Source organism: Labilibaculum sp. DW002 (assembly GCF_029029525.1).
In the GTDB taxonomy this organism is placed as follows: Bacteria; Bacteroidota; Bacteroidia; order Bacteroidales; family Marinifilaceae; genus Paralabilibaculum; species Paralabilibaculum antarcticum.
On record NZ_JAKJSC010000001.1, the window covers coordinates 1,091,391 to 1,107,436 of the forward strand.

General features: G+C 33.1%; 12 protein-coding genes. 5 read left to right on the forward strand and 7 right to left on the reverse strand.

Annotation, left to right across the window (positions count from 1 at the left end):
• Nucleotides 1-19: 19 nt before the first annotated feature.
• From L3049_RS04210 to L3049_RS04230, 5 genes are all read right to left on the reverse strand, one after another.
• A complete protein-coding gene (locus tag L3049_RS04210; protein WP_275108542.1) occupies nucleotides 20-1,477 on the reverse strand; it encodes a glycosyltransferase family 2 protein in 1,458 nt (485 codons plus the stop codon).
• Nucleotides 1,474-2,487, reverse strand: coding sequence for a HEAT repeat domain-containing protein (locus tag L3049_RS04215; protein ID WP_275108543.1), 1,014 nt, complete (start codon nucleotides 2,485-2,487; stop codon nucleotides 1,474-1,476). Before L3049_RS04215 ends, L3049_RS04210 begins: the two co-directional genes overlap by 4 nt.
• Before the next feature lie 194 nt (nucleotides 2,488-2,681).
• Entirely contained in the window at nucleotides 2,682-3,968 is a 1,287-nt protein-coding gene (locus tag L3049_RS04220) for a CotH kinase family protein (protein WP_275108544.1), read from the reverse strand.
• A gap of 5 nt (nucleotides 3,969-3,973) precedes the next feature.
• A complete protein-coding gene (locus L3049_RS04225; protein ID WP_275108545.1) occupies nucleotides 3,974-5,269 on the reverse strand; it encodes a YaiO family outer membrane beta-barrel protein in 1,296 nt (431 codons plus the stop codon).
• Nucleotides 5,270-5,370: 101 nt separating this feature from the next.
• Entirely contained in the window at nucleotides 5,371-6,579 is a 1,209-nt protein-coding gene (locus tag L3049_RS04230; RefSeq protein WP_275108546.1) for a hypothetical protein, read from the reverse strand.
• 169 nt (nucleotides 6,580-6,748) lie between these two features.
• On the opposite strand from L3049_RS04230, the gene L3049_RS04235 reads away from it, so the two are divergent.
• The 5 genes from L3049_RS04235 (at nucleotide 6,749) to L3049_RS04255 (ending at nucleotide 12,738) form a co-directional block, all read left to right on the forward strand.
• Complete coding sequence (locus L3049_RS04235) at nucleotides 6,749-7,198, forward strand: DsrE family protein (protein ID WP_275108547.1); 450 nt, start codon at nucleotides 6,749-6,751, stop codon at nucleotides 7,196-7,198.
• Nucleotides 7,199-7,207: 9 nt separating this feature from the next.
• Nucleotides 7,208-7,870, forward strand: coding sequence for a DUF2461 domain-containing protein (locus tag L3049_RS04240; protein WP_275108548.1), 663 nt, complete (start codon nucleotides 7,208-7,210; stop codon nucleotides 7,868-7,870).
• A 145-nt stretch (nucleotides 7,871-8,015) separates the two neighbouring features.
• Nucleotides 8,016-8,615 carry an HD domain-containing protein gene (locus tag L3049_RS04245; protein ID WP_275108549.1) on the forward strand — a complete coding sequence of 200 codons (600 nt, stop codon included), beginning with the start codon at nucleotides 8,016-8,018 and terminating at the stop codon, nucleotides 8,613-8,615.
• Between the two features lie 137 nt (nucleotides 8,616-8,752).
• Nucleotides 8,753-10,726 (forward strand): DUF3857 domain-containing protein, encoded by a 1,974-nt coding sequence (locus tag L3049_RS04250; protein WP_275108550.1) that lies wholly within the window; start codon nucleotides 8,753-8,755, stop codon nucleotides 10,724-10,726.
• 101 nt (nucleotides 10,727-10,827) lie between these two features.
• Nucleotides 10,828-12,738 carry a DUF3857 domain-containing protein gene (locus L3049_RS04255; protein ID WP_275108551.1) on the forward strand — a complete coding sequence of 637 codons (1,911 nt, stop codon included), beginning with the start codon at nucleotides 10,828-10,830 and terminating at the stop codon, nucleotides 12,736-12,738.
• A gap of 555 nt (nucleotides 12,739-13,293) precedes the next feature.
• Here L3049_RS04255 and L3049_RS04260 read toward each other — a convergent pair.
• Together L3049_RS04260 and L3049_RS04265 are read right to left on the reverse strand one after the other, a co-directional pair.
• A complete protein-coding gene (locus tag L3049_RS04260) occupies nucleotides 13,294-14,430 on the reverse strand; it encodes a mannose-1-phosphate guanylyltransferase (protein WP_275108552.1) in 1,137 nt (378 codons plus the stop codon).
• Nucleotides 14,431-14,486: 56 nt separating this feature from the next.
• Entirely contained in the window at nucleotides 14,487-15,656 is a 1,170-nt protein-coding gene (locus L3049_RS04265) for a hybrid sensor histidine kinase/response regulator (protein WP_275108553.1), read from the reverse strand.
• Nucleotides 15,657-16,046 lie beyond the last annotated feature (390 nt).

Sequence of the window (16,046 nt, forward strand, 5' to 3'; positions counted from 1 at the left end):
ATAATCCTTACATTTGATACTACTTTTTAGAAAGTTGATCATCTTTCTTTTCTTTATTATGTAAAAATCCTTTACGCTCCATTTTACCCCAAGAACGATTCCCCATTAAATATTCAATATTCCCCTTTACTGCAAAACATAAAGTTAACGGATGCAGAATAAAAGGCTCTAAAAGAGCAGCTATCCATAAACGAAGAACATCCATTTTTCGCTCGTATCGATGAAAGGTTAACTCCTCGTACAAAATAGCCCAAGTAGAGAAAAATACGGCAAAAGTATAGACAAATAAAGAAGTCACAAGAATAAAATTTAGACTCAAGTTATCCGTAAAGTATAGAATTATTACATAAATAATACCTAACACCTCGATTAAAGGGGCTAGCCATTCAAATAAAAACCAAAATGGATAACCTAATAAGCCCATTGCTCCATATTGTGGAGATAAAAATATTTTAGAATGATCGGTTAAGGTTTCTATTGTTCCTCTTGTCCATCTACTTCGCTGTCTACCTAAAACCTTTATATCTACAGGTGCCTCTGTCCAGCAAAGTGGATCTGGAATATATTCAATCTTGTATTTCTCTCTATTTTCAGACATATACCTACGGATACGAACAACCAACTCCATATCCTCTCCAATAGAATGCGCATAGCCACCACTTTGCACAACCACATCTCTATCGAACATACCCATTGCCCCAGAAATAATAATCAAACCATCTAATTGAGCCCAGGCCATTCGTCCCATTAAAAAGGAACGAGTATATTCCAGCACTTGCATTCTGGCCAATAAATTACTCGGAACTTTAACGTCGGTAATTCGTCCATTTTCAACCAAACAGGAGTTGGCAATTCGAACTACTCCACCAGCTGCAATTACCCTTCGATCAGTTCTCTCTAAAAATGGCTTCACCAATTTCAACACAGCATCTGGCTCCAGAATTGAATCGGCATCAATAGCCATAAACAATGCTTTATCGGAAACATTAATTCCAGCGTTCAAAGCATCAGCCTTCCCACCATTCTCCTTATCTACTACGATCAGGTTGGAATAGGTTGATAGTTTTGATTTATATATTCCACGCACCTCTTTGGTAGGAATCTCCATATTCAAAGCAAAATCAACTCTCTCCAACTTGAAAGCCGTCCTCATATCATCAAAGGTAGAATCTGTACTACCATCATTAATTACAATTACATCGAAATTATTGTAATGAATCGTATAAATGGATTCCACATTATCAACGATTGTTTTTGCTTCATTAAATGCTGGAACTAGAACAGAAACAGAAGGAGCTAAAGGAGAATCTAATATTACTTTATAATCAACAAAACTATTTTTCTTCAGGTAAAAATTCAAAGCAATACCAGAAATAATACTCAAAACGGTATAACTAAAAATCAATACGAATGCATAGGATATAAATATCCTATCCAAAAAATAGCTTATAAACCTTATAAATTCGTCGTAATTCATATTCTCGGATCTAACACGTGCTTCACTATCCTCTTTAACTCTTCATCGCCACTTAAAGCTAAGGATTTCAGCTTATTTACTCCCACCTCACCAATTAATGCAATTGATTTGCAACATTCCAGTCTAATTTTAAATTCCTCATCATTAATATTTTCAAGCAAAAAACTCAATTCACTTTCCAACTTTAAATGTCCTATCGATCTAATGATATTAATTTGATTCGGTAACTCCTCGAGTAAAAAAAGTTCTTTTAATTTACCAACCGCCTCTTTATTTTCAAGATCCACAAGCGTCTTAATCACCTTCCCTTTTACCAAATCATTATCATGACTTACCAATTTAAGCACTTCTGGCACTGCCTCATTCTGCTTTAAAATTCGAATCATATCAAGGCAGAACATCACAACAGAATCATTCCAATGATTTAGCCACAAATGAAATTCAGGTATTTCAATTCTCTTTTTACGGATCAAATCAAAAACATTAATTTGCTCCCATACCGTAAATGGCTTCTCCTGTGAATCAAGAAAAGCAAAAGGGACAAAAGGCAGCAATTTTATCAATCCCATTTGAGATTCAATACGAAGAATTTCGTTAGGCTTTTGAAGATAATCCATAATTCGCTTATTTTCACTCTTCACCCTCATGTGACTCAACTCTCTGATACCTTTAATTTTTTGATGCCATCTTTTTCGAAGTTTATTTACAGAGTCCTCATTTAATTTCAAATCCAAATATAATTTTCTAATTTTTCTACTGACTACTTTATTTTCAGCAGTATCAATAGCAATTAGAACGGCAGTAAAAACTTTTCTGTGAAATTTCGACTTTAAGCTTTTCAACTCTTTAAGCTCATCATCAGTCAATTCATCAATTAAAAAGCGAACAGCATAACCAGAATACTTTCTGAACAATCGCTCATATCTTTCCTTACGATAAGCGATGTATAATTTTGAAAATATAATTGAAGGCAATAACACCATAAGTGCAATAGCAAAAATAATAATCATATAAATGATCAACCTATTTAGCACATTATATGGTAAGCGTTCAAAAGTGTAATTAATTAACGCCTCTACCCTCTCAAATATTGAATTGAACAAATCTAGAAACACAAGCGAGACCCCGAACGTACCATGAGTACATTCAACTATGCTATAAAAAATGATATTTATAAATGACAAATACATATTTAGGTCCTACTCTATTTTTTCAATTCCTTATTTAGAAAATCAATTCGTTTATTTAAAAATGACTTTAAGCCCGGTATAAATGCTCCCGCATCATTATAATCTCCAATCGTTTCATTAATATTCTTCTCAAAATCCTCATTACTATACATCTTATGCGTATCGTAATATACCGACCTACGAATCCTCAATGTCAATTTATCAATTTCGTCACCCAAGGCAATTTTTGAAAATTTATCATCAAGTAAATGGTTGATATAGTCGAGATAAAATTTGCGATATTCAGAATTCGCAAATATGAATTTCATTAATGGACTATTCTTTTTCTCATACTGATAGAAAATATCCAATTGCTGAGCTTGTTCTAAATTAAACTCTGGACTAAAAGCGCAAAAGGCATAATTTCCATCATAAGGAATCCATTCAAACTTTTCCGTTTGCTTATTTTTATACAGGTAAAAATTATGTCGATAATGAATGTTATAAGCATCGATATTAACGAATAAATTAGTGATTGCAAAAATCTTCAAACAGTCCTCAATGTTGAACATTTCCTCAAAATCTACCAAGGCTTCATTCTCCTTTCCATTAACAACTTTAATTAAATCAATCAGATCAGAAAACCCATCTATCGAATCTTTCTTGTTTCTATAACTATTCTGATAATCTATAATTTGATCACCTAAAAATTCAAAACTAGCCTTAGGTTCACCTTTAAAGAATGCACCTTTCTTATTTTGAAAATTACGCTTTAAAAAGCCTTTGTTAATCTCTTCTACTAAAGAATACAAGCCCATATATTCACCGTTCACATATACATTAGCGTAAGTACATCGGGGTGCTGGCAAACCTTCTTTTCTCATAAAATCGAGATAAAGCTTTTCCCTTAAAAAACTGGGATCTCGAAAAGCATTATTCAAATTAATAGTCTTTAAACCATCTAATTTTTGCTTTTTAATATACTTCCCAAAATTAATTTTCAGTGACTTCTTTTTCCCAGGATAAAATTCAAAGGAAGACTCTCCCTTTATTCTAACGCCACTGCTATAAAACTTAACTCCATCAACTTCAACATTAGCTTGCATATATTTTTTAATTTCCAGAGAATCCCTCTCCTTCTTCATCAAAAACAATGAATCCCAAGGATTACTTTGAAGAAAGCTAATACGCACTTCATGAATTACATCTACTCCAAATATTCTGTCTCCACACAATGAATCTTTCTTTTCAGAAACATCCTGAGCAAATATTGGTGATGCATATAACAATCCTAACATTAGGATATTTAAAAATCTATTCATACCATTTAAAATTGATAAGACAACTTAAGGGATAATGATATCACATCTCGTTTCACATCCACTAAATACTCTTCTTTTTCATATCCTAATCGAAGCAAGTAAATAAAACGATCGGTAAACAGACGATCTTGATATGAAAGACGAATTTTTTGACTTTTGTAATTATAAGTATCAAAAGATGAAATATTTCCTTTTGGTTCATCTGGCGAAACTCCAGTACCCAATTGCAATCCAAAATAATTCTTAGCGTTTCGTAAATAGCGTCTTACCGACAACCAATAAGATTGAGATACTTCACTATTCTTAGGAGTAAGATAGGTTCTGAAGTTGAACCAATAGTTACGATAATACTTCCCTAAGGAAGCAGTATAAATATATATGTCCTTGCTGCCAGAGTCAGAATCGAACTGAAGGAAACGAAGTCCAGCAGAAATTTCGAAAGACTTGGGTAATTTACGATACAATTCAGCACCTGCTCTATGTCTTGGAAATAGATTATCAGGTGAATATCCATAACTTAAATAAGCATAACTCTTCTTAGAAATCTTAGGGTAAGCATCCAACTCAAATTGTTTTGAAACTTCATTAGACCAGAAACTTTCTCCTGAAGAAATTAAATCGCCTAAATTAATTTTCGCAATCAAACTCCCCCATGAATTTCTTCTCGCAAGTTGAAATGAACTAAGATGCCATCTTCTCTCATAAGGCTCATTGAAATATTCAAAATCATGTTTGTAAACCGCCTTGTAAATCATTTTAGACGATCGATATTTTTTTAACAAAGCTACTCCTTCTTCACTTCCAGGATTCAACTCTAACAATTCATCTAAAGTTTGCATTGACTTTCTGTCGTTGCCTGTATTTTGATATAATTTCGCCTTTTTAACTAAAAACAGTTCATCATTCGGAAAAAAGGATTGACCATATTCACAATAAAAAATTGCTTTAGATGGATTTCCAGCCCAAGACTCCAAATCAATCATTGCCATAACAGCATCCTTATTGTCTAAATCTTCTTTTAAAACTTTATCCAACTCCACCCTAGCAGAATCAAAATTTTTCTCCCAAGAAAACGTTCTTCCAATTAATATTCTTGCATCATAATATTTAGGGTTCTCCTCTAATATTCGATAACAAATACTTCGAGCTTCTGCCTTTTTTCCAGAAAAAGCTAATTCTTTTGCTCGTTGAAATTCACCAGAAACACTAGCTATTTTTCCAATGTCATTTTGCGCCGATGCAAAATTAACCAAACAAATAACATTTAATAAAACTATAAAAAGAGATAAAATTCTAATCATCCGCTTTAATTTTTACACATTTTATACTTTACAATAATCACACTTAAATAACAGCCTGCAAATTACGAACAATAATTTCATATTGTCAAATATAATTTAACTTAATCTAGATACCTTATTTTCCTAGCCTTACGGGCTACTATACTATCCATAACGTTCCCCATAAATGGTCGATAATACTTCCAAAAGAACATTTTTCTATCCTTAACTTGATTTGCACTATAAAATGCACCACTTAATTTATTCACTCCTCTGAAATATGAGGAGTAGATTCCCATCTCATTATCAGAAAAATCACAAGCAAAATAGAGAAACCTATATTTATCATCATGTTCTATGATCGCAGGAAATCGATTTGGCAAATTATAATGATCCAATAACTTTTGTCCTGCTTCAGTCACATCTAATTTAAACCATGCTAACACATGATTTCTTTCATCTGTTGTATTAATATCAAACCAAAATGGATAATAAATTTTTTCTGGAACATTATACTGCAAATGCGTACTCAATTCACTTTCCAATACAGGGAAACGTTGCTTTAAATGTAGTTTAGCATCTAAAATGACAATTCTTTCTTTGTCATCAACCAATACAATTCCTGCTTTGTTAAATTTGTATTCTTTCTTGTAATTCTTTCGGTAAAGATTTGGAATCCATTTCGGAATCTCCGGATCGAGAATCGTATCTAATGTTTGATAATACTTACCAACCCAACCTTTCCATCGCACTCCTAATAACTCCTCTGTCTGTCTTCTTATAACTGGTTTTGTTGGAGATGCATAAAGGTTAAACTCGGCAATTATCGTTTTTCCTTTTCTTTTCATTTCTCGAAGCAAATTAAACTCTGCTTCTTTTAATCCACCATAAAACAAAGAAATTGTATCTTTTCCATAATCTGGATGATCCTTCCAATTGGAATTATAAATCCCATACGTATCTGCAAAAAAGGCAACATCCAAAGAATCTGCTACATTCTCCAAACCTCTCTTACCTAAAACTTTCAAATCCTTAATCTTATATCTACCATCATCTTCAGGATGAAAACCATAAAAATCTTCAGCAAAATTATATTCATCTCCATCTGGCTTTACCCAGCGTTTTTGATTGGCCACCCAAAAAAAGGAAAGGTGTTCGGAATAATTCCCATTCGGAGTTGTTTTATCCAACACCAAAAGGTTAATTTGTTCCTGATCCATAAGCTTCCAACTAATCCATGAAATCACTGGAATCAATAAAAACAAAAAAATAATTACACGTAGTAATTTCCACATCTGCTCTTTTCTTTTTAATATTACTGCAAAACTCATCTTTATAACGGGTTTACACAAGCTAAGGTTTGTTTTTTTTGATAAGTAAATTCTTATTATGGACGTAAGACTCCATTTCATACATCACAATCGTATTGTTTTTTATCTAAATCGTTTAAAATAGATGTTTAAAAGACAATTTTCATTAATTAATCAAACTATTTAATCCATGAGAAAAATCATCAAACTTAATTTCCTTTTTTTGATCGGATTCCTATTTTGTTCGATAGCGACTCATGGTCAAACAATAGAAAAACAAGAAGAAATCAATTTAGAAAACACAAAACAGAATTTAGCCGTAATTTGGACCAGTGGTGATCGAGATGTTGCTCTAAAAATGGTCTTTATGTATACTAATTACTCCTCAAAAATGAAATGGTGGGATAAAATAAATCTTGTTGTTTGGGGACCATCTGCCAAATTGTTAAGTGAAGATAAGGAACTACAAGATTATGTTGCTAAAATGCAAAAATCTGGCGTAACTATTTTTGCTTGCAAGGCTTGTGCAGATTCATATGGAGTTAGCACCAAATTAGAAAGCTTAGGTATTGATGTTAAGTATATGGGAAAACCACTAACAGAATACCTTCAAAAAGATTATAAAGTAATTACCTTTTAACAAAATGAAATGCTCAACAATTCAATATATGAGTTCCTTCTAGAACTTAGAGAAAATAATAATCGTGATTGGTTTCATGCGAACAAGGAAAAATACGATAAAGCAAAAAAGGATTTTGAATTTTTTATCGAATTGGTAATCGAACAACTGAAAACAATCGATCCCAACATATCAGGTCTGCAAGCCAAAGATTGCATCTATAGAATCTATAGAGATACTCGGTTTTCAAATAACAAGATTCCTTACAAAACCAATTTTGGCGCATTTTTATCGACAGGAGGTAGAAAAAGCAAGTATGCAGGCTATTTTATTCAAATTGAACCTGAAAGATGTTTTATTGGTGGCGGATGCTATAAGCCAGATTCTAAAACCCTTAAAGCAATTCGCGAAGAAATTTTTCACGTGCCTACAGATTTCAAAACGATTATTGATGATGCAGAATTTACAAAACAGTTTTCCGAATTATATGATGATAAACTAAAAACAGCTCCAAGGGGTTATGCTAAAGATTTTGAATACATCAACTTATTAAATTACAAAAGTTATGTTGGAACCAAATCCATAAGTGATGAAATCGCAAATTCTGATCGACTTTCAGTTGAAATCAATCAGGTATTTAAAGCATTATATCCTCTAAATCAATTTCTAAATGAAATTATTGCCGATATCTAATAAAGAACCAAAGTATCGTTCAAATAAAAACAAGAATGGTTTATTGATAAGGAAATTTGAGGCATTAACAAAGAATAACATCTTTTAAAGAATATCAATTGTTGTTTTATGCAAACTTTGCTTATTTCACTTCGAAATGGTAAGTGTGAACGATAATAGTAAATACATACAACTTGTAAGGGAGTTTGTTACGGAATTGCTTTGTAAACTTCCGAGTAATTTGTGCTACCACAACCTCAAGCATACAGAAGAGGTTGTTGAAGCATGTATATTATTAGCCCTTCATAGCAAGCTAAACCCAGTAGAAAAAGAAATACTAATCATTTCTGCCTGGTTTCATGATGCTGGACATATCAAGACTTACTTTGGTCACGAAATAGCAGGTGCAGATTTAGCTGAAAAATTTCTAAGGAAAATCAAATATCCTTCCGAAAGAATTAGGGAAGTCAGCGCTTGTATTTTGTGTACACATTACCCTCCTAATCCACAAAATCAAATACAAAAAATTCTTTGTGATGCAGATATGTTTCATCTTACTTTAAATGACTACGAAGACAGATGTCTTAAGTTAAAACAAGAAATTGAATCGGTCAGCAATTGCAATATCCCCTTACAATCTTGGTATGATAAAAATATCGAATTCCTGAAAAAGCAATTCTACTTCTCAAAGTATGGAAAAAAGCTGTTCAGTAAATTAAAGGAATCTAACCTAAACAAGTACATTTGTAATCATTGCAATACTTAATTTTCTTATCAGAATAAATTACAAATTGTATCATTCACTCAACTGTCCAAGCCTGATAACACCATTAAGTTAATATATATTCATTCCATTTTCTTATTTTACTATATTCATAAAATTGTAAACTAAGATTAATGAACATGAAACACCTAATGACCCTAAAATCCTTAAGTCTAACACTTCTCTTACTCTTTGGAGCTACAACTCTTATTGCACAAAAAGCACCAATTAAATATGGAAAAGTAAGTATCGATGAGCTTAAAATGGAAAGTTATGAAAAAGACACATCCGCAGTTGCTGTTTATCTTTGCGACTACGGTGTAGGAAATTTTGATTATTCTCCTGCCGATTATGGTTTTAAGTATAGCATCAAAAGAACCTACAGAATCAAAATTTTAAAAGGGGAAGGATTGGATCATGGTAATCTTGAATTTGGATTCAATAGAAACAGGTACAAAGTTAGCATGGTTAAAGGTTGTACCTACAATCTTGAAAATGGAAAAATTGTAAAATCTAAAATAACTTCAAAGGAACGAATCTTAGAAAAGACAGCCGATAATTACTACACCTACAAATTAGCTCTAGCCAATGTGAAACCAGGCTCTGTTGTTGAGTTTTCTTATCAATTAACGTCCGATATCCCTTGGAATTTAGGACCTTGGTATTTTCAAAAAGACATCCCAGTGGTCTGGAGTGAATTTCGTGTAAATATTCCTGAATACTTCGACTATAAAAAAAATGGCAAAGGATACCTTTCATTTGACATCAACACACATGAATATTCTAATGGAAGCATTGACAAGCGTTCTTATTCTATTGATAACTATCGATTTGTAATAAAAGATGCTCCTGCATTTAAAAAAGAGCCTTACACAACAACTAGTAGTAATTACAAGGCTGCCATAGAATTTGAGATCGCAGGTACAAAAGATTTTAATGGTCTTTATACCAACTACACTGGTAATTGGGAAAAAATCAATAAAACCCTATTAGAAAGTGAAAATTTTGGAATGCAATTAAAAACGGGAGGATTCTTAAAAGAAACCGTTGCCGAAATTAATGCAAAAGCAAATACCGATGAAGAAAAATTAATGGCGGCATTCAATTTCATCAAATCAAACATGAAATGGAATGAGTATTATGGAAAATATACTACAAACACGCTAAGATCTGCATTTAAAGATAAAAAAGGAAATGTTGCTGACATCAACCTAATGCTAGTAGTACTTTTAAATAAACTAGGCTTACATGCTGATCCTGTAATTTTAAGCACACGTAACAATGGTCTTTTAAGTCTTTTCTCTCCTAGTTCATCTAAATTTAATTATGTGATTGCTAGTTGCAAGATGGGTGAAGAAAGAATTTTCCTCGATGCGACAGAAAGCAATTGTCCTTGTAATCTGCTACCTGCACGCTGTATAAACGATAAAGGCCGTGTTATCAAAAGTGGTGGTTCTTTCTTTGTAGATATCGAGCCTCGAAATATTTCGAAAACGGCAACAATGGCAAAAATGAATTTAAATGAAGACGGATTGCTTGCAGGAGAATTAAACATCTCCCTAACTGGATTTGCAGCTTTACAATTCCGAGAAGAGTATGAAGACAAGACAGAAGATGAAGTTCTTGAAAGCATGGATGAATCTTATGAGACTCTTAATGTAGAAAGCTTAGATGTGAAAAACCTTAAAGAGGCAGAAAAAAACATCGTTAGCAAACTAGAAGTAGAAATGGCAGAAGATATTGAAAGTGAAAATGGCTTAATTTACTTCAACCCGTTCTTTGTAAATAAGATTGAATCTAATCCTTTTACTTTAGAAGACAGAAAATATCCTGTTGATTACACCTATCCTGTAGATCAAACCTTTATGCTAGAACTAACAATACCAGATGGTTATGTAGTGGAAAGTAAGCCTGCACCTGCAAGAATTAACCTACCAGAAAAAGCAGCCCAATACTTGTATAACGTTGCTCAGAATGGGAATAAAATCCTAGTAACTAGCAGGTTTAAAATCAACAAACGACAATTTTTATTTAACGAATATCCATATTTAAAAGAATTCTACAATCTTGTTGTAGCTAAAAATGCAGAAATGATCGTATTGAAGAGAATATAACTTCCCTTCGGAGAATTATTCAACGGTTGGATTTCAGATTCAACCGTTGATTTACTTCTCTTCTTTTATTTCATTCCGTTAGCAACCCAAAATCAAATCATATGAACACTCGTTACACGCTAATTTTACTACTTTACTTCCTAAGCCCTATAATCAGTTTTGCAAAAAAAACTCCTCAATTCCCAGTTTCTGAAATATCTGTATTGCTTAAAGCCGATGCTGATGCTATTGTGAGACTAGAATCAAACCATATTGATTTAATTTCAACCAAAAGAGTAGTTCTAAAACACAAAACAGCAATTACCATACTTAACGAAAGTGGCAATCATTTTGGTGAAATAGAATTATACTACGATAAATCAAGACCAATTCTAGAACTAATAGCAGCAATTTACGATTCTGAAGGATCACTTATTGAACGGGTTAAATCTAGCGAAATAAAAGATTATAGTGCATCTGGCAGTTCTCTTTTTACTGATGGTAGACTTAAACATTACGAGCCAATCCAAAAAAACTATCCTTACACTATTGTTTACTCCTACACACAAACATTCAATAGCTATATCAATCTTACAGGCTGGTATCCCTACCCTGGATATCGTTGTGCAGTGGAACAATCTCAATTTAATGTTACCTGCAAAGAAGATAATTTCCGATACAAAGCTTATCATCTAGGCATCGAACCAAAAATTGATGAGCAAGAAGATGAAACATCCTATTCATGGGAATTAAGCCAGCTTCCTGCAATAAAAAAAGAACCTTATTCCCCTTCCTTTTATCAGACCGTTCCCAAGTTAATTTGTGCTCCTAATGATTTTCAAATGGACAAAATAGATGGTCAAATGTCCTCTTGGTCTAAATTTGGAAATTGGAGATATACCTTAAATACTGGAAGAGATGAGTTGGATCTTGAAAGTCAAGAGAGAATTAAAAGCCTTGTAAAAGATTGCAAAACCGATTTTGAGAAAGTTAAAACTCTATACGAATATCTACAAAACAAAACCCGATACATTAGCATCCAAGTAGGCATTGGAGGCTGGCAAGCTTTTCCAGCTCAAGATGTTGAAGATAAATCGTACGGGGACTGTAAAGCTCTCTCAAATTATATGAGAGCACTACTTAAGGTTGTTGATATTACTTCTTATTATACAATCGTTAATGCAGGAAGCAGTGCAAGTTCAACTGATACCAGTTTTGTACACAATTTCTCTAACCATGCCATTTTAATGGTTCCCTTAGAAAAGGATAGTATTTGGTTGGAGTGCACCAGTAAGACACAAGCTTGTGGATTTCTGGGTTCATTCACCGATGACAGAGAAGTACTATGCATGACAGAAAATGGGGGGAAATTAGTCCATACACCTCGCTATAAAATGTCCGATAACACGCAAAATAGAATCGCAAATGTTACCATTTTACCTGACGGAAATGCCCAAGTAAAGGTACAAACCAAGTATCATGGTATTCAATACGAAAACATCGAATTCTTGTATGACATCAGCTTGGAAGAACAAAAAAAGAAACTTTATAAAAGTATTGACTTACCTGATTTCAAAATTCAAGATGTAAAAATAGAATGTATTAAAACAAGAATCCCTGAATCAAAATTAGATTTAACACTAGATGTTAGAAACTATGCTTCTAAATCGGGGGACCGCTTATTTATCCCTTTGAATCTAATGAATCGCTCAAGTTATATTCCTAAAAAAGTAAAAGAAAGAAGAACATCTATTCTTGGAAGAAGAGAATATTGCGATACGGATAGTATTCATTTTACCATACCAGAAGGGTTCAAAATTGAAAATCTTCCTGGTAAAAAAGTAATTGAATCTGATTTTGGCAGATATACAAGTGAAGTAAAACAAAATGAGCAAGAGATAAGCTATATCAGAACCTTGGAATTCTTTAAATTTAATTATCCTGCTGACAGATATGATGATTTTAGAAATTACAAAAAAGCTATTGTCCGAGCTGATAAAGCTAAATTAGTTTTAAAACAAGAAGTGCTATAGTTAAAACCAACAAGCATAAAAAAATACCAACTCCTCTGAGTTGGTATTTTTTGCTCTATATTATTTTAGATAGATGAACAAGACAAATCGCTTATTAAATACTCTTTGTCTTCTTAACTCAAGCCGTATGGCTTTTGCTTTTATTCATTATAACATTTTCCCATTAAGGCATTCATGATTTTTAATTCTCCTTAGATGAGATTACCCACCAAATTCGACTTAGAAATCTATTTTTTATTTCTACAATCAATATTTTGTATTGGGCTATCCGCCCAAACCCGACTTCATTTTTTGTCTTAATACAAAAAACGGAAGCAAAAAAAATCAAGGCTACATTTTAAAAAGCTTCCTTATTTACCTTAAGCTTAAGTGCGGCCAGGTGATCTTCGAACAAGTTCGAAGCTTCCCGGTCTTACTAGATCTTAGAGGCAAAACAAAATCTCTTTAAAATAGATGCCAGCCAATAGGTAACTTAAATCATAAACTATAATACAATCTAAATAAATAAGGTAAAATCTATTCTCTAAAATATTTAGGATTCGATTAAACAACAATCTATTTTTTATTCATAACCGAGGCTCTAAACTCCTTTATTCTTTGCTCCTCTTCTTTTTTGCAAATCAAAAGAACATCATTGTCTTCCACAACAATAAAATCATCTAGTCCTTGAATAACCACCTTTTTATTGGTAGGCATGTTTACAATGCAATTGCTCGCCTCAAAAAGATGAACTTCCTCACCAACAACAGTATTTCCTTGCTCACTTCGTTCTCTTTTTTCCCAAAGCGAACCCCAAGTCCCCAAATCAGACCATCCAAAATCAGCAGGTTGAACGTAAATATTATCTGCCTTTTCCATTACAGCATAATCAATGGAAATATTGATACAGGTAGGAAACATTTCATTTATAAAGGCTTGTTCTTTATTCGTATTGTATACCGCCTCACCTTTTTGAAACAGATCTGCAACTTCTGGCACATAGGATTCAAAAGCATTCAAAATACTTTTTAAAGACCACAAGAATATCCCCGAATTCCAGAAATAATTACCCGCTGCTAAATAATTCTTAGCGGTTTCCAGATTTGGCTTTTCTTTAAAAGCAACAACCTTACAAACTCCACCACTCACAGATGGAACAGTAGGCATCGTTTCATAAGAATCTCCTTCAGAACCAATTTGAACATTTTTGGAACCGTCTACATCGCTACTTGCCTGAATGTAACCATATCCGGTTTCGGGACGATGTGCTTGAATACCCAATGTTAACAGTGTGTCATTATTAGCAGTAAAATCAAGTCCTTCTTCTACAATACGGATAAACTCTCCTTCATTCGTAATCAAATGATCCGAAGGTGCCACAACAATATTAGCATCCGGATTTAAACCTTTAATTTTATATGCTGCATAAGCTATGCAAGGAGCTGTATTTCTCATACAAGGCTCTAACAGAATATTGCTTTCCAACAATTCCGGACATTGCTCAGTAACCAACTGCTTGTATTTTTCCGAGGTAACAATTAAAATATTTTCGGCAGGAGCAATCGTATTAAAACGGGCTACTGTTTGCTGTAGTAAGGTTTTTCCAATTCCCAAAACATCTAAAAATTGTTTTGGCTTCTCTTCTGTACTCATTGGCCAAAAACGAGAACCTACTCCTCCGGCCATAATTACGATATAATTATTCTTATTCATTCAATATTTTTTGTGATAAAAACTTCCTTTGCTTGAGAAATCAATTGGTTTATCTCTTAATATTCAGGAAGCAAGAAAGAAACACGCACACCACCATCTGTCAAATTATCAACATCAACTTTGGCTTTGTGCAAATCCATAACCAATTTCACAACCACTAAGCCGGCTGTAAAACGATTAAAATCTTCTCTTCGCTCCTCTTTGTTCAGTTCAAAAAAGTGGAACGTATAATTTACTTCGGCTGGAGAAAATTGCACGCCTAAATCCTGAACAAAAACTTTTACGGCCGATCCTTCTAAAGAAGCACCAACAAAAACTTCCGAACGAGGAGGTGCATTGGTCACCGCATTTTCAATCACCTTCTCCATGCTGATGCCAAATAATTTCTGATCTCCTTTAATGATATAGTTCTTAGGAATATCAACCTTTACCTTCACTTTACGATCAGAAATAAGAGGTCTTAATTTTTCAATCGTTTCTTTTACAGTATCGTGTACCGAAATGCCCAATAACTTCATCTCATAACGATCGAATCGCAAAGCTGAAAGTAACAAGGCCATATCCGAAACCCCAATTAATTTTTCGCAAGCTTGTATTATAAAACGAACATATTTTAAATTGGTCTTGTTCTTGATCGAATATTCCAACATCTCAGCAAAACCAACAATCCCATTTAATGGCTCACGCAATTCGGTCGACATTAAGGACAAAAAATCATTCTTGGCATCTTCTAATGTTGACAACTGATGATTTGCATGTGCTAAACCACGATTAGATTCTTCCAATTCCATGGTACGAGCAGCTACTCTTTCCTCTAATTCGAGGTTCATGAGCTTTAATTTCTGACTTTTATGCTGTAAATCGAGGTGGGTATTCACTCTAGAAACTAGCTCTTGCGGATTAAATGGTTTTGTAACGTAGTCTTGAGCACCCGTTTCAAAACCCTTTATAATGGCCTCTTCATCTACTCTGGCAGTTAAAAAGATAACAGGAATGTCCTTCGTTTTCTCTTTTGATTTTAGGTACTCACAAACTTCATAACCATCCATTTCTGGCATCATGATGTCTAGTAAAACCAAATCAAAACTTTTCGCAACACACAGAGAAATAGCATCTTTGCCACTCAGTGCAGAAGTAATTTCATAAGATGAATCGGAAAGGATGGATTGTAAAACTTTAATGTTATCTGGGATATCATCAACGATCAAAATCTGATGTTTCTTCATTCCTGTAAATTTATATGTAGTCAAGTAGTCGTTAATAAAAAAGTAAGAATCCGTAGAATTATAGCATACATCATCTTACTTATTGTAATGTCTAAATATAACACATAATTTAATACGTTGAAACTCAAATTATGATTTTTTTTCTGAATCCTTTTTTTCTCATATCAAGTAGCCTGTAAAGCCTTTTTAGAAAGATTAATTCCTCCTTATTTCGTTTAATAGAAAGTTCAATTAAAAAAGCCAAAGTCTTGTTTAATAGCATACCCTTTTGCGTCTTGCTAATCGTGCTTATAATTGCCTCGTAAAAATATTCAACATAAGTGATTTTAAATTTTTTTGAATAATACAATCACAGTATCTTGCAGCGTTTTTTGCCTGAATATAATAGAA

Excerpts from the sequence above, each read along its gene's own strand:
- L3049_RS04225 (WP_275108545.1), bottom strand. The coding sequence starts at position 5,269 with ATGATTAGAATTTTATCTCTTTTTATAGTTTTATTAAATGTTATTTGT.
- L3049_RS04230 (WP_275108546.1), bottom strand. The coding sequence starts at position 6,579 with ATGAGTTTTGCAGTAATATTAAAAAGAAAAGAGCAGATGTGGAAATTA.
- L3049_RS04215 (WP_275108543.1), bottom strand. The coding sequence starts at position 2,487 with ATGATTATTATTTTTGCTATTGCACTTATGGTGTTATTGCCTTCAATT.
- L3049_RS04235 (WP_275108547.1), top strand. The coding sequence starts at position 6,749 with ATGAGAAAAATCATCAAACTTAATTTCCTTTTTTTGATCGGATTCCTA.
- L3049_RS04260 (WP_275108552.1), bottom strand. The coding sequence starts at position 14,430 with ATGAATAAGAATAATTATATCGTAATTATGGCCGGAGGAGTAGGTTCT.
- L3049_RS04255 (WP_275108551.1), top strand. The coding sequence starts at position 10,828 with ATGAACACTCGTTACACGCTAATTTTACTACTTTACTTCCTAAGCCCT.
- L3049_RS04265 (WP_275108553.1), bottom strand. The coding sequence starts at position 15,656 with ATGAAGAAACATCAGATTTTGATCGTTGATGATATCCCAGATAACATT.
- L3049_RS04250 (WP_275108550.1), top strand. The coding sequence starts at position 8,753 with ATGAAACACCTAATGACCCTAAAATCCTTAAGTCTAACACTTCTCTTA.
- L3049_RS04220 (WP_275108544.1), bottom strand. The coding sequence starts at position 3,968 with ATGAATAGATTTTTAAATATCCTAATGTTAGGATTGTTATATGCATCA.
- L3049_RS04210 (WP_275108542.1), bottom strand. The coding sequence starts at position 1,477 with ATGAATTACGACGAATTTATAAGGTTTATAAGCTATTTTTTGGATAGG.
- L3049_RS04240 (WP_275108548.1), top strand. The coding sequence starts at position 7,208 with ATGCTCAACAATTCAATATATGAGTTCCTTCTAGAACTTAGAGAAAAT.